The organism is Bordetella sp. BOR01, assembly GCF_019218885.1.
In the GTDB taxonomy this organism is placed as follows: domain Bacteria; phylum Pseudomonadota; class Gammaproteobacteria; order Burkholderiales; family Burkholderiaceae_B; genus Bordetella_A.
In genome coordinates this window covers 529844-547220 of sequence record NZ_JAHUWT010000003.1, presented here as the reverse complement: position 1 = coordinate 547220, position 17377 = coordinate 529844, and the positions used below count along the sequence as shown (strand labels likewise).

Annotated in this window: 13 protein-coding genes; 7 read left to right on the top strand and 6 right to left on the bottom strand. The window is 68.0% G+C overall.

Annotated elements, in window-relative coordinates:
* The first annotated feature begins 22 nt into the window (after positions 1-22).
* From KW845_RS17370 to KW845_RS17345, 7 genes are read left to right on the top strand one after another with little or no spacing between them, the layout of a single operon-like run.
* Positions 23-1603, top strand: a complete 1581-nt coding sequence (locus KW845_RS17370) for an ABC transporter substrate-binding protein (RefSeq protein WP_218370587.1) — start codon at positions 23-25, stop codon at positions 1601-1603.
* A gap of 34 nt (positions 1604-1637) precedes the next feature.
* Positions 1638-2573, top strand: a complete 936-nt coding sequence (locus KW845_RS17365) for an ABC transporter permease (RefSeq protein ID WP_218370586.1) — start codon at positions 1638-1640, stop codon at positions 2571-2573.
* 22 nt (positions 2574-2595) lie between these two features.
* Entirely contained in the window at positions 2596-3492 is an 897-nt protein-coding gene (locus tag KW845_RS17360) for an ABC transporter permease (RefSeq protein WP_218370585.1), read from the top strand.
* A 9-nt stretch (positions 3493-3501) separates the two neighbouring features.
* Positions 3502-4533, top strand: coding sequence for an ABC transporter ATP-binding protein (locus tag KW845_RS17355; RefSeq protein WP_218370584.1), 1032 nt, complete (start codon positions 3502-3504; stop codon positions 4531-4533).
* Positions 4530-5531 carry an ABC transporter ATP-binding protein gene (locus KW845_RS17350; RefSeq protein ID WP_218370583.1) on the top strand — a complete coding sequence of 334 codons (1002 nt, stop codon included), beginning with the start codon at positions 4530-4532 and terminating at the stop codon, positions 5529-5531. The genes KW845_RS17355 and KW845_RS17350 overlap by 4 nt, the downstream gene beginning before the upstream one ends.
* Before the next feature lie 26 nt (positions 5532-5557).
* Complete coding sequence (locus KW845_RS29510; protein ID WP_255592723.1) at positions 5558-5689, top strand: hypothetical protein; 132 nt, start codon at positions 5558-5560, stop codon at positions 5687-5689.
* Between the two features lie 16 nt (positions 5690-5705).
* The gene (locus tag KW845_RS17345; protein WP_218370582.1) at positions 5706-7550 is read left to right on the top strand and encodes an amidase; all 1845 of its coding nucleotides are present in this window, start codon (positions 5706-5708) and stop codon (positions 7548-7550) included.
* Between the two features lie 11 nt (positions 7551-7561).
* Here the strand turns inward: KW845_RS17345 and KW845_RS17340 are convergent, their stop codons facing one another.
* The 6 genes from KW845_RS17340 to atzF form a co-directional block, all read right to left on the bottom strand.
* Positions 7562-8485 (bottom strand): phosphoribosyltransferase family protein, encoded by a 924-nt coding sequence (locus KW845_RS17340; protein ID WP_218370581.1) that lies wholly within the window; start codon positions 8483-8485, stop codon positions 7562-7564.
* Between the two features lie 63 nt (positions 8486-8548).
* Complete coding sequence (locus tag KW845_RS17335) at positions 8549-9979, bottom strand: DHA2 family efflux MFS transporter permease subunit (RefSeq protein ID WP_218370580.1); 1431 nt, start codon at positions 9977-9979, stop codon at positions 8549-8551.
* A 56-nt stretch (positions 9980-10035) separates the two neighbouring features.
* Positions 10036-10629 carry a TetR/AcrR family transcriptional regulator gene (locus KW845_RS17330; RefSeq protein ID WP_218370579.1) on the bottom strand — a complete coding sequence of 198 codons (594 nt, stop codon included), beginning with the start codon at positions 10627-10629 and terminating at the stop codon, positions 10036-10038.
* Between the two features lie 438 nt (positions 10630-11067).
* Positions 11068-11793, bottom strand: coding sequence for a GntR family transcriptional regulator (locus tag KW845_RS17325; protein WP_218370578.1), 726 nt, complete (start codon positions 11791-11793; stop codon positions 11068-11070).
* Position 11794: 1 nt separating this feature from the next.
* Positions 11795-15430 (bottom strand): urea carboxylase, encoded by a 3636-nt coding sequence (gene uca, locus KW845_RS17320; RefSeq protein WP_218370577.1) that lies wholly within the window; start codon positions 15428-15430, stop codon positions 11795-11797.
* A complete protein-coding gene (gene atzF / locus KW845_RS17315; protein WP_218370576.1) occupies positions 15430-17283 on the bottom strand; it encodes an allophanate hydrolase in 1854 nt (617 codons plus the stop codon). Before atzF ends, uca begins: the two co-directional genes overlap by 1 nt.
* Positions 17284-17377 lie beyond the last annotated feature (94 nt).

The window sequence follows — 17377 nt, the reverse complement described above, 5'->3', positions numbered from 1 at the left end:
CGACCTATCCAGGGGAGATTCCATGAAAAAAAGACTGCTGGCCACCTTTGCCGCCGCCGCCCTGGCCGCGTCCTGCGTGCTGGCCCCGGCTGGCGCCCAGGCCCAGGACAAGACGCTGCGCATCGTGCCGCACGCCGACCTGAAGGTGCTGGACCCGACGTTCACCACCGCCTACATCACGCGCAACTTCGGCTACATGGTGTACGACACCTTGTTCGCGGTGGATGCCAAGGGCGAACCGCAGCCGCAGATGGTCGACAGCTACAAGGCGTCGGAAGACAAGAAGCAATGGACCTTCACGCTGCGCGATGGCCTGAAGTTCAGCGACGGCCAGCCGGTGACGGCGGCCGATTGCGTGGCGTCGCTGCAGCGCTGGACGGCGCGCGACAACATCGGCCATGCGCTGACGGCCGCCGGCGGCAAGTGGCAGGCGGTGGACGACAAGACTTTCACGCTGACGCTCGAACGCCCCTTCGGCCTGGTGCTCGACGGGCTGGCCAAGGTGTCCAGCTACCCCGCCTTCATTCTGCCCGAGCGGTTGGCCAAGATGCCGGCCGACCGCCCCCTGACCGAAGTGGTGGGCTCGGGCCCCTATCTGTTCAAGCGCGACGAATGGCTGCCCGGCAGCAAGGTGGTGTTCGTGCGCAACCCCGACTACGCCGCCCGCAGCGAAGCGCCGTCCGGCCTGGCCGGCAACAAGCGTTCGCACGCCGACCGCGTGGAATGGGTGGTGCTGCCCGATTCCAACAGCGCCGTGGCCGCGTTGAAGAACAAAGAAGTCGACATGATCGAACAGACCCCGCCCGACTATATCGAACCCTTGCGCGCCGAGAGCAGCATCAGCGTGGGCGTCATCGAGCAGAACCAGGCCTACATGGTGCTGAACCAGGCCTTTGCGCCGTTCGACAACATGAAGGCCCGCCAGGCGGTGGCGCATGTCATCGACCAGGCCAAGTTCGTGGCTGCCATGGGCTATCCGCCCGACCTGCGCCGTGACTACTGCGCCACCTTCTTCATCTGCGGCACGCCCAACGATACCGACGCGGGCGCCAAGCCGTACGCCAAGCCCGATCTGGCCGTGGCCAAGCAGGCGCTGGCCGAATCGGGCTACAAGGGCGAGAAGATCGTGGTGATGCTGCCCACCACGCCCACCTACCTGAATTCGGCCACGCTGGTCGCCATCCAGGCCCTGCAGGAACTGGGCCTGAACCTGGACATCCAGTCGATGGACTGGGCCTCGATGACGGCGCGGCGCAGCAAGAAGGTGCCGTTGAACCAAGGCGGCTGGAACGTGTTCCTGTCGTCGGCATCCGAGTTCAATGTGAATTCGCCGCTGAACAACACCTACCTGGCCGCCAGTTGCGGCAACACGCTGCCGGGCTGGCCCTGCGACAAGGAACTCGACGAGCTGCGCACCCAATGGATCGCGGCGGTCGAGCCCGCCGAACGCAAGCAGTTGCTCGAGCGCTTCCAGGAACGCGCCTACCAGGCTTTCCCGAACATCCCGGTGGGCCAGTTCTCGCGCACGTTCGCCGCCAACAAGTCGCTGAAGCACCTCGACCTGCTCTGGAGCGTGCCGAACGTCTGGGTGCTGGACAAGTGAGCGTCGCGCACCTTCCCGACCTGGCGGGGCCGCCATGGGCTACGTAATCCGTCGCGTGCTGTCGGTGGTGCCGGTCATGCTGGTGGTGGCCATCATCGCCTTCCTGTTGATCCACCTGTCGCCGGGCGATCCGGCGGCGCTGATCGCCGGCGATTTCGCCACCGCCGACGACATCGCCCGGTTGCACACGGCGCTGGGCCTGGACGAACCGCTGTGGCGCCAGTTCGGGCTGTGGGCCGGCCGGCTGCTGCAGGGCGACCTGGGCACGTCGATCTTCACGCACGTGCCGGTTACCCACTTGCTGGCGCAGCGGGTCGAGCCCACGCTGTCGATCGCGGTGCTGACCATGTCGCTGTCGATCCTGATCGCCATTCCCCTGGGCGTGCTGGCGGCCTACCGCGCCGGTTCGTGGATCGACCGGCTGGTCATGCTGTTCGCGGTGCTGGCGTTCTCGGTGCCGGTGTTCCTGGTGGGCTACCTGTTGATCTACGGCTTCGCCGTCAAGCTGCAATGGCTGCCCGTGCAGGGCTATACCAACCTGTCCAATGGCGTCTGGCCATGGCTGCGCAACTTGATCCTGCCGTGCGTGAACCTGGCGCTGGTGTATATCGCGCTGATCACGCGCATGACGCGCGCCACGGTGCTGGAAGTCTTGCATGAAGACTACATCCGCACCGCCCGCGCCAAGGGGCTGTCGGTGCTGCCGGTGCTGGAACACGCGCTGCGCAACGCCGCCATCCCCATCGCCACCACGGTGGGGGTGGGCATTGCGCTATTGATCGGCGGCGTGGTGGTCACCGAGACCGTGTTCGCCATTCCCGGGCTGGGGCGCCTGGTCATCGATGCCGTCGAACACCACGACTACCCGGTGATCCAGAGCGTGCTGCTGATATCGGCGGCCACCTATGTGCTGATCAACCTGCTGATCGACCTGAGCTACCGGTTGTTCGATCCGCGCATCCGTTACTGACCCGCCTTCCGGAAGACCCAGAATGTCAGACAGTACGATTTCTTCGGCAAGCAGCCCGGCCGCGGTGCACCAGGCACTGACGGTTGGCGCGCTGCGCTGGCGCTGGGTACGCAAGCATCCCACGCTGCTGCTGGGCCTGCTGCTGCTGCTGGTGGTGGCGGCGCTGTCGCTGGCGGCGCCGTGGATCGCCACCCACGACCCGCTGGCCATCAATCCGCTGCAGCGCCTGAAGCCGCCTTCTTCCGAGCACTACTTCGGCACCGATGCGCTGGGCCGCGACATCTACAGCCGCGCCGTGTGGGGCGGGCGGGTGTCGCTGGTGGTGGCGATCAGCGTGGCGGTGCTGGCCAGCATCCTTGGCGTGGTGCTGGGGCTGCTGGCCGGTTTCGTGCGCTGGGCCGACGCGGTGATCATGCGCATCATGGACGGTATGATGGCCATTCCCGACATTCTGCTGGCCATTGCGCTGATGGCGGTGATCCGCGCCAGCCTGACCACGGTGGTGATCGCCATCACCGTGCCGCAGATTCCGCGCGTGGTGCGCCTGGTGCGTTCGCTGGCGCTGACGCTGCGCGAGCAGCTGTTCGTCGAGGCCGCGCACGCAATCGGAACGCGGCTGCCGGTCATCCTGTGGCGCCATGTGCTGCCCAACACGCTTACGCCGCTGATCGTACAGGCCACTTTCATCGCCGCCACCGCGGTGCTGACCGAGGCCGTGCTGTCGTTCCTGGGCGTGGGGGTGCCGGCCCAGGTGCCCAGCTGGGGCAACATGATGGCCGAGGGCCGCAATTTCGTGGCGGTGGCGTTCTACACCATCCTGTACCCCGGCATCTTGCTGGCCGTGACGGTACTGGCCATCAACCTGATGGGCGACGGCCTGCGCGATGCGCTGGACCCACGCCTGGCCAACCGGCTCTAGGAGACGACAATGGCTGTATCCCCTGCGTCGCCCCTCGAGGCCGGCCCCCCCTTGCTGGAGGTCGACAACCTGTCGACCTATTTCGATACCGTGACGGGCACGGTGCGCTCGGTGGACGGCGTGTCGTACCGGGTGGATGCCGGGCACACATTGGGCGTGGTCGGCGAATCCGGCTGCGGCAAGAGCGTCACCGCATTGTCGATCCTGCGCCTGGTGCCCACGCCGCCCGGCCGCTATGCCGGCGGCCAGGTGCGCTATCGCGGCACCAATCTGCTGGACCTGACCGAGAAGCGGATGCGGCAGATCCGCGGCAACCGCATCTCGATGATCTTCCAGGAACCCATGACATCGCTGAACCCGGTGCTGACCGTGGGCCGGCAGATCGCCGAGACGGTGATGGTGCACCAGGGCGCCAGCCGGCGCGATGCCTACCGGCGCGCCGAGGAAATGCTGCGCCTGGTGCAGATCGCCGAACCCCAGCGCCGCGTGCACGAGTATCCGCACCAGTTGTCGGGCGGCATGCGCCAGCGCGTGATGATCGCCCTGGCGCTGGCCTGCAACCCGGAAGTATTGATTGCCGACGAGCCCACCACCGCGCTCGATGTCACGATCCAGGCGCAGATCATCGACCTGTTGCGCACGCTGCAGCGGCAACTGGGCATGGGCATCGTGATGATCACGCATGACTTGGGGGTGGTGGCCGAATGCTGCGACCGCGTGGTGGTGATGTACGCCGGCCGCAAAGTCGAAGAGGCACCGGTGGCCGAACTGTTCGATCATCCGCTGCATCCGTACACCCGCGCGCTGATGGCCTCGATGCCGTCGATGAATACCTCGGCCGAGCGCCTGGCCGAGATTCCCGGCATGGTGCCTGCGTCCAGCGAGCTGGGCCACGGCTGCAGCTTCGCCCCGCGCTGCGCCTATGCCACCGAGCGTTGCCGGCAGGAAATTCCTGGCCTGGACGCGCATGGCGACGATCACGTCGTGGCCTGTTTCGAGGCCGCCCGCGTGGCGGCCGGACTGCAAGGAGCCGCCGTATGAACGCACCTGTTCCCGCCGCCGCGCCCTTGCTCGAGGTACGCGACCTGAAGATGCACTTCGCGGCAAGGCGCAGCCTGCTGCGCCGGCGCGAGCGTGTCATCCAGGCCGTCGACGGCGTGTCGTTCTCGGTGGGGCGCGGCGAGACCCTGGCGCTGGTGGGCGAGTCCGGCTGCGGCAAGACCACCACCGGCAAGTCGGTGCTGCGCCTGATCCAGCCCACCAGCGGATCGGTCAAGCTGGATGGCGAAGAGATCCTGACGCTGTCGTCCGAACAGTTGCGCCAGCGCCGCCGCGACATGCAGATCATTTTCCAGGACCCGTATGCGTCGCTGAACCCGCGCATGTCGGCGGGGCAGATCGTGGCCGAGCCGATGCGCAATTTTCCAGGCCTGCAAGGCGCGCGCACGCGCCAGGAGCAACTGGCCTGGCTGTTCGCCAAGGTGGGGTTGCGCCCCGAGGCCATGGTCAAGTTCCCGCATGAGTTTTCCGGCGGACAGCGCCAGCGCCTGGGCATTGCACGCGCCCTGGCGCTGCAGCCCAAGCTGATCGTGTGCGATGAGCCTGTGTCGGCGCTGGATGTATCGGTGCAGGCGCAAGTGATCAACCTGCTGATGGATCTGCAGCGCGAGTTCGGTATTGCTTACCTGTTCGTGGCGCATGACCTGGCGGTGGTGCGCCACATCAGCCATCGGGTGGCCGTCATGTACCTGGGGCGCATCGTCGAGGTGGCCGATCGCGATACGCTGTTCTCGCGGCCGCTGCATCCATACACGGAAATCCTGTTGTCGGCGGTGCCGGTGCCCGATCCGCACAAGCCGGCGCAGCGGCGCCTGTTGCCTGGCGACCCGCCCAGCCCGGCCAATCCGCCGTCGGGCTGCCGGTTCCATACGCGCTGCCCGCTGGCGCAGCCGGTGTGCCGCGAGCAGCAGCCCGCCCTGACCCCACGCCCGGCCGGCGCGGACCAACCCGTGCAGTGGGTGGCGTGCCATTTCCGCTGACCGGCCAATGCCTGCAGGAGTGTGCCATGTTGTTTATTTCCGATGAGCAGATCGCCCCCCCGGGCGCCGGCGATCTGCTGGTGTACAAGTCGGTAGGCATCGGCCTGGAAGACGTGGCGCTGGCGAACCATGTATATCGGCGCATCGCGTCCGCCTGACGCTTGCGGGCCGGGCATGCATGATGACGCCGCCGCATCCGCCGGCCTGCCCGATGCCGACCTGGCAGCGGTCGAGTCGGACATCGCCGCCTTGCAGGCATGGATGGCGCAAGGGATCTTGACGTCGCAGGCGCTGGTGCTGGCCTACCTGCGCCGCATCGCCGCGTATGACCGCCAGGGCCCGGGCCTGAATGCCATCGCCGCGCTGCACCCCGATGCGCTGGCGCAGGCCCGGATGCGGGACGACGAGCGGGCCCGGGGCCAGGTGCGCGGGCCGTTGCATGGCATTCCCTTGCTGGTGAAAGACAACTACGACGTGGCGGGCCTGCCGACCACGGCCGGCACGCTGGCCCTGGCCGACTGGCGGCCGGATCGCGATGCCAGCGCGGTTCGCCGCCTGCGCGAGGCCGGCGCGATCATCCTGGGCAAGACCACGCTGCATGAGCTGGCTTGCGGCATTACCAATATTTCCTCGCTGACCGGTCAGACCCGTAATCCCTATGCGCCCGAGCGGGTGCCGGGCGGTTCCAGTGGCGGCACCGCGGCGGCGGTGGCGGCCAGCTTCGCGGCGGCCGGCCTGGGCAGCGACACCAGCGGTTCGATACGGGTGCCAGCCGCGGTCAACAACCTGGTGGGCCTGCGGCTGACGCGCGGCCTGGCCAGCCGCGCCGGCATCGTGCCGCTGTCGGCCACCCAGGACACCGCCGGGCCCTTGGCGCGTTCGGTGGCCGACCTGGCGCTGGTCCTGGATGTGATCGTGGGCACCGATGCGGGCGACCCCACGACCGCACGCGCATCGCGGCATGTGCCGCCGTCGTATCGGGACGCCTTGCGGCCAGGTGCGCTGGCGGGCCTGCGCATCGGTGTGGTTCGCAGCCTGTTCGGCACGCTGCCCGATGAGGCCGATGTCTCGGCGGTGGCGCATGCGGCGCTGGCGGCCATGGAAAGCCTGGGCGCGCACCTGGTCGATGTGGCCATCCCTCGGCTTGAATCTTTGCTGGCCGGCAGCAGCCTGACGCCGTTCGAGTTCCGGCAGGCCCTGGCCGATTATCTGGCGGCACAGGGCCATGCGCCGGTTGGCGGGCTGGCGGATATCCTGGCCCAGGGGCTGCATCACGAACAACTGGACGCCGTGCTGCGCCAGCGCGACGGCCTGCGCGATCCGGATGGGTCGTGCCATCAGGCCGCGCTGCGGGCGCGACGCGGCCTGAGACGCGCCGTGCTGGCCGGCATGAAGCGGCACGATGCCGACATGTTGGCCTACCCGGTGCTGCGGCGCCGTCCCGCGATGGCCGGGCAGCCACAGGCCGGGGCCAACAGCCAGCTTGCCGCGGCCACGGGCATGCCAGCGCTGAGTTTGCCGGCGGGATTCACGCGCGATGGCCTGCCGGTAGGCCTGGAACTGCTGGGCCGCGACTACACCGAGCAACATTTGCTGGACTGCGCCTGGCATTGGGAGCAGGCCATGCAGCCGCGCCGCGCGCCGTTCACCACGCCGCCATTGCGGCAGGGCCGGTCGCCCTGCCCGCGGCGCGGCACGCTGCGGCTGCAAACCGCGGGGCAGGGCGGCGCGCGGGTACGGTATGAGGTCGATCTGCCTGGCGCCGTGCTGCGCTACGATGCGCAGGCCGAAGTGGCGCCGGACGACGCCGTGGTCGCCCTGGCACTGCACGCCCCCGCGCCCGCCGATGCGGCGCGCGGCCCGGTGATCGCGCACTTGCTGCGCGGCGCCGCGCGTGCGCAGGGCGGGCTGGCCTTGCGTGGCGACATGGTGCAGGCCTTGCAGGGGCAGGGGCTGGTGGTGCGGCTATACACGCGGCGGTTTCCGCTGGGGGCCGCCCAAGGCACGCTGGCGCTATAGCAGCGTGCGCATCACCCCAGCTCGGCGGCCTGGCTGGCGTAGATCGACAGGGCCACCTGGCCATTCCACCAGTACACGCGTGCCACCTGGACGCGGCGGGCGATCTCCAGCGCCTGGGCCATGTCGCTTTCGATGAAATGCGTGTAGCAACCGGCCACGATGGCCTGTGCCTTGTGTTCGGCTGTTTGCAGGGCGCTGTGGCGGGTGGCGTCGCGCATGATCAGCTCGCCATGGAAGCCATGGCGGTGCAGCCAGTCTTGCGTGCGGGCGCGGTCTTGTTCGGGACGGCCCGTGATGATGGTGAGCTGTCTCAGGTCACGGGCTGGCAGAAGCTCGCTGGGCAGCAGCAGGTCGCGCTGCGCCAGGGTCGCGGCCAGGTCGGTGTCGTACAAATGGGGCGCCAGGTCGGGCAGCAGGATGCCATCCAGGTCGATAGCCCACGACGCGTAGGCGTCGGTGGGCAGGCGGGGCTGGTTGTTGGTGGCGTCGTAGGCTGGCGTGACTGACTCGCGCTCCCAGGGAAACCAGGCGCGAAAGCCCGGCGGCATCTCGACGCCGAAGTCGGGCCGCACCCGCGATTCGGCATCGTAGGCCAGTGTGAAAACCTTGAATGCGTAGCCCGATGCGGCCAGGAAGGCGATGCTGTCCGACAAGGTGGTGCCGCGCCCGGCGATGTCTTCTACCAGCAGTATGTGCGCGCCGGCCGGCGGCACCTGCGCGGTGAACCACGATACCTGCCGCGTGCCGCGGTCGTACGACAGCGCGTGCAAGGGCAGGTCGAGTGCCGTGCAGGCGATCAGGGCCGCGGGCAGCCCGCCGCGCGCAATCGCCACGACCGCATCGAAGCCCATGCCCCGCCACTGGGGGACGTGCTCGGCCACCACATGCTCGACCCGGGCATAGTCGTAAGGGAAGGCGGCGCGGGGGATGGGCATGACGTTGGCGGCGTAAGGAAAGGGCTGGGAAATTTTGCCATAGGTGGCCTGCGCAACGCCGTTTTATTTGCTCGCCTGGCCACTGGCCGCCAAGGATTGCGGCCGCGTATCCACCGCCAGGCAAAGCAACCCCGTGAGCAGGGCCAGTGCCACATGCAAGCCGTACACCGGCGTGAAGTCGGCGCGCTGCAGCGTGGCCGCGCCCAGCCACAACACCGTCACCGCCACGCCCATGACCGACCCGATCTGGCGCGTGGCCTGGTTCACCGCGCTGCCCACCGCGTAGTGCCGCGCCGGCAGCCGGCTGACCGCGGCGGCCGACAGCGCGGGCAGCACCATGCCCACGCCCAGGCCGCTAAGCAGCAGGCCGGGCAGCCAATGGCGTAGATAGGCAGGTTCGTGGCCGGGCACCAGCAAGAACCACAGGCCCGCGCAGGCGTACACCAGCGAACCGCCGACCAGGAATGGCCGATGCCCATGGCGCGCCGCCAGGCGGCCCGTGACAATGGCGGCGGGTATCACCAGCAGCGGCCCGGGCGTGATGGCCAGCCCGGCAAGCGGCATGCTGTAGTGCCAGATGCCCATCATGTAGAAGAAGAACGCGAAGAACATCATCGCGAACGCCATGCCGAAGGCCAGCGTGGCCAGGTTGACGTACCGGTAGCTGCGGTGCTGGAACAGGGTCAGGTCCAGCAGCGGCGTGGGCGTGGCGCGGGCCCAGGCGACGAAGGCAAGCAAGGCCACGATGCCCGTGGCCAGTGCCACCAGCAGGTCGCTGCGCTGCCAGGCGGGCGAGTCGGCCTGGACGATGGCCAGGGCGATGGCGCCCACGCCCAGCACCAGCAGCACCATGCCCACCACGTCCAGCGGCCGCTTGGTGTCGGGGCGCGACGACTCGCGCAGCCGCGACGCGCCGCACCACAGCGAAACAGCGCCCAGCGGCAGGTTCAGGTAGAACGCCCATTGCCAGCCGGCGCTGTCTGCCACCAGCGAGCCCAGGCTCGGGCCGATGGCCGCGGCCAGCGCACTGACGGCCCCCCACATGCTGACGACCACAGAACGCCGTGCTTGCGGAAACGCATCCAGCACCAGCGACAACGAAGCCGGCGTCAGCAACGCCGCACCGACTGCCTGCACCACGCGCGCGAAGATCAGCCATTGCACATTGCCGGCCAGGCCGCAGGCCGCGGAAGCCGCCAGGAAGATGGCGACCCCGATCATGAATACGCGCTTGCGGCCATGCCGATCGGCCAGCCCGCCCGACGGGATCAGCATGGTGGCGTAGACCACGGTGTAGGCATTCAGCACCCACGACAAGTCGGCCGCCGAGGCGCCGGGAAAGCCGGTGCGCAATGCATTGAAGGCGGCAAACAGCATGGTGCTGTCCAGAGACACCAGGAACACCGCGACACTGGCGATGAAGAAGATCGGCCAGGGGCTGGTGTCGGGCCGCGCAGTGGCGACAAGGGGGGAAGCGGTAGCAGTCGAATTCATATGATGGTCATCATATTATTGGGTAAGCGAAAATGCGGCGGCCTGGACGCGGGGGTTCAGGTGCTGCGACGTTGCGGGGAAAGCGTGTATTGATCGAGCAGGGTCTGGCGGCAGGCCGCCAGCACGGCCTTGCCTTCGGCGCCGCCCAGGGCGCGCGCCATTTGCAGTGCGCCGACCAGCGTGGCGGCAACGGCACGGGCTTGCTCTACAGTGGCATCGGGCATGGCTTGGTGCACGCGCTGCATCAATGCGCGCACGCGCACACGCGAGGCATCGCGTACCGGAACCGCCTGGCGGGGCATTTCGGAAAGCAGGGCGGCCACGGGGCAGCCGCGTTCGGGCGTGGCAAGATGCGCTTCGGACAGATACGATTCGACCAAGGTGCGCAGGGGATGGACACCCAGGCGCGCCTGTTCGGCGTTGTGCCGCGACAGGCGTTCGGCGTTTTCCTGGCCGGCGCGTTCGATGGCGGCAGCCAACATGGCATCGCGCGACGGAAAATGCGCATAGAAGCCGCCATGCGTCAGGCCGGCCTCTTTCATGATGTCAGCCACGCCCACGCCCCCATAACCGCCACGCCGGATCGCCCGCGCCGCGGTTTGCAGGATACGATCGTGAGTGACTTGCTTACGGGTGGGGGAGGTCGCCACGGCAAGGGGGTGAAAATATGATGATCATCATATTATTGCTGGGCGGGTGGTTGTGTCAAGGGGATTGGGTTCTTGAGCCGTCGCGGTGCAGGGGCCGTGGCCTGCGCCGCGACTCTTCATGGCTTATGCGCGTTGACTCGCTGGGGCGAATGGGGTTCTTGCCTTCGTGGGCCGCGCCATCTGGAGAAGGAAAAATGTGCGGTGCCGCGTTTCCAGTCCGCCCTGCGCGGCCTGGAAACGCATTCGGGTGTGGAACGGGCGTGAGATTGGGAAATGGGGCTCAGGCCCCGTCGCACTTCACCAGCCGATGAGCCTGAAGGCTGCGCGCGGCAGCCTTCAGGCGCGGCCCTTACTTTGCTTCCTCTCCTGACGACGAGGTCCACCCCGACGCCAAAAGAACCCTCACCAACCCAAAACAATAAAGAAATACACCCCCCTTCAGCGCAATCCCTCCCGCCGCGCCATCTCCATCCGATGCAAGGTGATCTTCCGCACCTCGGATTTACTGATCTCGATATGCGACTTCAGCATGCGTGCCGCTTCGTCGGCCCGCCGCGCCAGGATGGCCCGCAGGATGGCGCCATGTTCCACGTAGGTCGCGTCCACCCGGTAGTCCTTGGTGAAATCCATTTGCCGGATGATGCGGATCTTCTCGGTCACGTCGCGGTGGATCTGGGCCATCTCCGGGTTGCCGGCGGCCGCCACCAGGGCGCAATGGAAGGCTTCGTCAAGCTCCGCCACCTGCCTGCCGCCGCGCAGGCGTTCGGCGGGTGGCACCAGCCAGATGCGCTTGAGCGTCGACATCTCACCGCTGGCATCCATATCGTGCAGCCCGCAAAGCCGGATGACCGCAGCCTGCTCCAGCACGATGCGCACGTCGTACAAGGCCTCGAAACGCTCGAAATCGAATGGCCGCACGCGCCAGCCGCTACGTTGGCGCAGCAGCACGAAGCCTTCGCGCTCCAGCCGGTACAAGGCTTGCCGGACCGGCGTGCGGCTGACGCCCAGCCGCGCCACCAGGTCGCTTTCGGTGAATTCGTCACCCGGCAGCATGCGGAACTCGAACAGATCGCGCTTGATCAGTTCGTAGGCTTGTCCGGCCAGCGTCACGCCGGGGCCGGCCTGGACTGGCAAGTCGGGCAGGGCGTTCAGCGTCAATCGCATGTCAGGCTACCGCGCAACCCGCTACGGCATCGATGACCAGCAGCGTGTCTCCGCTATTGACCGGCTTGCCCTGCGCGCAACGGATGGCAGTGACGGTGCCGTCGAAGGCGGCCTTGATGGACAGCTCCATTTTCATGGCTTCCACAATCACCAGCGTATCGCCCGCCGCGACGCGTTGGCCGACGCTGACCGGAATTTTCCACACATTGCCGCACAGGTCCGCGCATACCGCGCGTTCGGTGTCGGAAAGCGCCAGCACGGTTTCTTCCGGCCCCTGCAGTTCGACCGACGCCGATTCTTCGGCTTGCCACAGGGCGACTTCGGCCTCGAACGCGGCTTGCTGGTTGGCCTTGAAGGCATCGATGTCGTCGGCGTGCTCGGCCAGGAAACGCCTATGCTCGGCAAAATCGAAGTCTTCCGTCTCAATGCGCAGCGAGGCGCGGCCGGCGCGGAAATCTTCGCGCAGAACGGCCAATTCGGCTTCGGACACCGGATAGAACCGAACCTGGTCGAAGAACCGCAGCAACCAGGGTTCGCCGTTCTGGAACACCGGATTCTTCAGGAACTTGTTCCAGATCGGCAGCGTGCGGCCCACCAGTTGGTAGCCGCCGGGCGAGTCCATGCCATAGATGCACATGTACACGCCGCCGATGCCCACCGTGCCTTCGGCGGTGAACGTGCGCGCGGGGTTGTACTTCGATGTCAGCAGGCGGTGGCGCGGGTCGATGGGCACGGCGCAGGGGGCCCCCAGGTACACATCGCCCAGTCCCAGCACCAGGTAGCTGGCGTCGAAGATGATGCGCTGCACGTCCTCGCGCGAGGCCAGCCCGTTGATGCGCTGGATGAAGTCCACATTGTTCGGCAGCCATGGCGCACTGGCGCGCACGGTTTCCTGGTAACGCTGCACCGCGCCCAGCGTGGCGCTGTCCTCGAATGCCATGGGCAAGTACACCACGCGCGTGGGGATCTTCAGTGTGGCGGCATCGGGCAGGGTGTCTTCGATGTGCAGCAGCCGTGCCACCAGCGCATCCTGGCCAATGATCCGGCTGTCGTACTGGATCTGCAGCGAGCGCACGCCGGGTGAAAATTCCAGCACGCCCGCAATGGGGGCGGCCGTCAGGGCCTGCATCAGCAGGTGCACCCGCATGCGCAGCACCAGGTCCAGCACATTGTCGCCGTACTCCAGCAGCAGGTAGTTGTCGCCGGCCTGGCGATAGGTGGCCAGTGGCCGGGCTTCGGTGGCGGGCAGGCGGGCCACGATGGGCGATAGCGCGTCCGGCGACTGTTCGGGCGCCGGCGCGCCATGCGCGGCATCGCCAAGCAGCGTGGCAATGGCGGTGTCCTGGCGGGCCTGCAAGGCCTGGGCGTCGGCCATGGCCAGCGGGATGAAGCGGATGCGGTCGCCGGGGCGCACCTGCCCGACCTTCCACAACTCGGCCTTGGCAATCGTTACCGGGCAGACGAAGCCGCCCAGGCTGGGGCCGTCGCGCGTCAAGATGACCGGGCTGTCGCCGGTGAAGTTGATGCTGCCGATAGCGTATTCGCAATCATGGATATTGGACGGATGCAGGCCGGCCTCGCCACCATCCTGCCGGGTCCAGGCGGGCTTGGGCCCCTGCAGGCGCACGCCCAGGCGGTTCGAGTTGTAGTGCACTTCCCAGTCGGCCGCGAAGAACTGCTCCATGGATTCGGGGGTGAAGAAATCGGGCGCGCCATGCGGGCCGACCAGCACGCCGATCTGCCAGTGGCCGGGATAGTCGGGTATCAGGGCCGGCGCGGCCGGGGCCGGCGCCGCCTCGGGCCGGGGCGTCAGGCTGGCCGGCAAGTCGGGCTGCGCCACGGGCAGCATGTCGCCGGCGCGCAGGCAGCGCCCCGCGTGGCCGCCGAACTGGCCCAGCACGAACGTAGAGCGGCTGCCCAGGTAGCAAGGCACGTCCAGGCCGTTGCGCACCGCCAGGTAGCTGCGGCAGCCGGCCAGCGCGCGTCCGATGGCCAGCACCTGGCCTCGCCGAACCTGCAGGGGTTGCCACATGGATACAGGCTGGCCATCCAGCAGGGCCTGCATGTGGGCACCCGTCAGGGCAACGATGGCGTCGCTGTGGAACTTGAGGGTCGGGCCGATCAAGGTGCATTCCAGGCCGGCGGCCTCGGGTGCGTTGCCTACGATGCGATTGGCCAGCCGGAACGCATAGTCATCCATCGGACCCGAGGGCGGAACGCCGATGTTCCAGTAGCCGACGCGGCCGGGATAGTCTTGCACGCTGGTGAAGGTGCCGCCTTCCAGCACTTCCAGCGCGGCCGGCCGGAAATCGAAGTCGTCCAGGAAGCGCGTGGACACCTTGCCGGCCTGGAAGCGCGGGTCGGCCGCCACCTGGCGCAGGAAATCCAGATTGGTGGCGATGCCATGCAACTGCGTGCGCGCCAGCGCGTCGCGCAGCTTGTACAGCGCGTCGTCGCGGTCAGTGCCGTGCACGATCAGCTTGGCCAGCATGGGGTCGTAGAACGGCGGCACTTCGGTGCCCGTGTCCACCCAGCCATCTACCCGCGCATCGTCAGGGAATTGCACGCTGGTCAGCACGCCGGGCGATGGCTGGAACCCCCGGGCGGGGTCTTCGGCATACAGGCGCACCTCGATGGCCGCACCGGTGGGCGGGCGTCGCAAGGCGTTCCAGTCCAGGGCATCGCCGGCGGCCACGCGCAGCATGCATTCGATCAGGTCCAGGCCGGTGACCGCCTCGGTGACCGGGTGCTCGACTTGCAGGCGCGTGTTGACCTCAAGAAAGTAGAACGCATCGCGCGCGCCGTCGTAGATGAACTCTACCGTGCCGGCCGAACGATAGGCCACCGATTCGCCCAGCATCACGGCGGCGCGCAGCAAGGCTGCCCGCGTGGCGGGCGGCAGGCCGGGCGCGGGTGTCTCTTCGATGACCTTCTGGTTGCGGCGCTGCACCGAGCAATCGCGTTCGCCCAGCGCCACGACCGTGCCCTTGCCGTCGCCGAAGATCTGCACTTCGACATGGCGGGCCTGGTCGACATAGCGTTCCAGGAAGGCGCCGCTGTCGCGGAAGAAGGTCTGGCCCTGGTGCTGCACGGCCGCGTAGGCGGCCGCCAGTTCATCGGCATTGGCGCAGCGCGACAGCCCGATACCGCCCCCGCCCGCGGTGCTCTTGAGCATGATGGGGTAGCCGATGCGCTCGGCCTGCGCCTGGGCATCGGCGCTGTCGGCCAGCAGCCCGGTGCCGGGCGTCATGGGCACGCCGGCCGCACCGGCCAGCTCGCGTGCGCGATGCTTCAGGCCGAATTCGCGCAACTGCCGCGGCGTGGGGCCGATGAACGCGATGCCGGCTGTTTCGCAGGCCTCGGCGAATTCCGCGCTTTCCGACAGAAAGCCGTAGCCCGGGAAAATGGCCTGGGCGCCAGCGGATTGGGCCGCCTCCAGGATGCGGTCGATGCGCAGGTAGCTGTCAGCGGCCTTGTCGCCGCCCAGCGCCACCGCCACGTCGGCCTGGCGCACATGAGCGGCATCGCGATCGGCGTCGGAATAGACCGCCACGCTCTTGATGCCCAGGCGCTTGAGCGTGCGGATGGTCCGCACGGCGATCTCGCCGCGATTGGCGATCAGTACGGTATGGAACATTATGGTTTTTCCCCTTGGTGGGCTTCGGTGCCTTGCAGGTGGCGCAGATAGGCGCGCCAGCCGCCGAACTCGGTGATGTCGCGCGCACCGGCGATGCCGCAGGGTTCGCAGATGAAGCCTTTCACGCGGCGGCCGTCGGCCAGTTCCAGGGTTCCGATGCCCAGCGGGGCCGGGATCTCGGCCACGAACTCGCCGAATGCCGCGGATGAAAGTTCCCACAGCTCAAGCGCGATCGCAGCGCCGTCGGCCACGCGCACCATGCCGGGCTTGGGCGGTGTGCTGTTGGCCAGCGCATACAGGCGATAGGCCGTGGCGCTGTGGGTGGCTTCAATGAAGCGGGCGCCGCGCGAGCTCAGTTGATGGTTCAGCGGCATGCCGCGCAGATGGGCGCCCACGACGGCCACCAGCACCGTCTGGCCGTTGCCGGCCGGGGCGGATGGCGTGCCGCCGGCGGGCCTGGCCCGCGCGGTCGCGCCCAGCTTCGTGGTCTGCGCGGCTTCCCAGCGGCGCCCGAATTCGGCCAGCGCGCGGTCTTGCCAGGCCAGTCCGATCAGCGTGATGCCGCACGGCAGGCCATCGGCGCGCAGGCCGCCCGGCAGGGCCAGCGCCGACAGGTCGGCCAGGTTGGCGAAGTTGGTATAGGTGCCCAACCGGGTATTCAGCGCCAGCGGGTCGGCCCGCAATTGGGCAATGGTGTAGATGGACGGCGATGTCGGCACCACCATCGCATCGAACCCCTGCAGGGTTTGCTGGATGATGCGGGCCAGTTCGGCGCGACGGTATTCGGCCTCGAAGGTGTCCACCGCGCTGTAGCGCGCCGCCTGCTCGACGATGCCGCGCACGACAGGGTCCAGTGCATCGGGATCGCGTTCGTGCAGGGCACGCACGGCAGCGTAGCGCTCGGCCACCCACGGGCCCTGGTACAGCAGGTCGGCCAGTTCTCGAAAGGCCGTGAAATCGATGGGCTCCAGCGTGGCGCCGAGTTCGCGCAGCGCCCGCAGCGATGCATCGTAGGCCGCCTGGGCCTGCGCATCGCCGAAGAACTCGGGCTGCGCCGGAATGGCCAGCCGCGGCTGGCGCGCAAGATGGGCGGGCATGGCCGGCATGGGCCGCGAGTACGGGTCTTGCGTGTCGTAGCCGCCGGCCACCGTGGCCACGCTGTCCGCATCATCCACGGTCAGCGCGAAGATCGACACGCAATCCTGCGTGCGGCAGGCCGGCACCACGCCGCGCGTGCTCAGCCAGCCCTTGGTGGGCTTGAGCCCGACGATGTTGTTCAGGCCCGCGGGCACGCGGCCCGAGCCCGCCGTATCCGTGCCCAGCGCGAATACCGCCAGGCCGCGTGCCACGACGCTGGCCGAACCCGAGCTCGAGCCGCCGCTGATGTAGGCGGGATCGAAGGTGTTGGGCACGGCGCCATGCGGCGACCGCGTGCCCACCAGGCCGGTGGCGAACTGGTCCAGGTTGGTCTTGCCGATCAGGACGGCGCCGGCGGCGCGCAAGCGCCGCACGACCTCGGCGTCTTGCTGCGCCACGTACGAAAACGCCGGGCAGGCGGCCGTGGTGGGCCAGCCTGCGGCATCGATATTGTCTTTGATGGCGAAGGGCACGCCGTACAGCGGCAGGCGCGTCAGGTCTGCGCCTGCCTGCGACCGTAACTGCGCGAGGTCGGCCAGTTGCGCCTGCAGCCGGGTGGCATCGGCGCGGCAGATCCAGGCGGGGTCGGCCGGGTCCAGGCTGTCGACCAGCCGGCCCAGCAGGTCGGCGGGTTGTGCGCCGTGCTGGCGATAGGCCGCCTGCCACTCGGCCAGGGTCCAGCCTTGCGATTGATTAATGACGTCGTGGGCCTTCATGCCTGGAATCCTCGCTTGTATACAAGTCATCCAGTCAAAGCAATCGACATGCCAACTCGCCTGGCGGTCTTTGAAAAACCAGCAGCCATGCGGG

Excerpts from the sequence above, each read along its gene's own strand:
- KW845_RS17370 (WP_218370587.1), top strand. The coding sequence starts at position 23 with ATGAAAAAAAGACTGCTGGCCACCTTTGCCGCCGCCGCCCTGGCCGCG.
- KW845_RS17365 (WP_218370586.1), top strand. The coding sequence starts at position 1,638 with ATGGGCTACGTAATCCGTCGCGTGCTGTCGGTGGTGCCGGTCATGCTG.
- KW845_RS17360 (WP_218370585.1), top strand. The coding sequence starts at position 2,596 with ATGTCAGACAGTACGATTTCTTCGGCAAGCAGCCCGGCCGCGGTGCAC.
- KW845_RS17355 (WP_218370584.1), top strand. The coding sequence starts at position 3,502 with ATGGCTGTATCCCCTGCGTCGCCCCTCGAGGCCGGCCCCCCCTTGCTG.
- KW845_RS17350 (WP_218370583.1), top strand. The coding sequence starts at position 4,530 with ATGAACGCACCTGTTCCCGCCGCCGCGCCCTTGCTCGAGGTACGCGAC.
- KW845_RS29510 (WP_255592723.1), top strand. The coding sequence starts at position 5,558 with ATGTTGTTTATTTCCGATGAGCAGATCGCCCCCCCGGGCGCCGGCGAT.
- KW845_RS17345 (WP_218370582.1), top strand. The coding sequence starts at position 5,706 with ATGCATGATGACGCCGCCGCATCCGCCGGCCTGCCCGATGCCGACCTG.
- KW845_RS17340 (WP_218370581.1), bottom strand. The coding sequence starts at position 8,485 with ATGCCCATCCCCCGCGCCGCCTTCCCTTACGACTATGCCCGGGTCGAG.
- KW845_RS17335 (WP_218370580.1), bottom strand. The coding sequence starts at position 9,979 with ATGAATTCGACTGCTACCGCTTCCCCCCTTGTCGCCACTGCGCGGCCC.
- KW845_RS17325 (WP_218370578.1), bottom strand. The coding sequence starts at position 11,793 with ATGCGATTGACGCTGAACGCCCTGCCCGACTTGCCAGTCCAGGCCGGC.
- uca (WP_218370577.1), bottom strand. The coding sequence starts at position 15,430 with ATGTTCCATACCGTACTGATCGCCAATCGCGGCGAGATCGCCGTGCGG.
- atzF (WP_218370576.1), bottom strand. The coding sequence starts at position 17,283 with ATGAAGGCCCACGACGTCATTAATCAATCGCAAGGCTGGACCCTGGCC.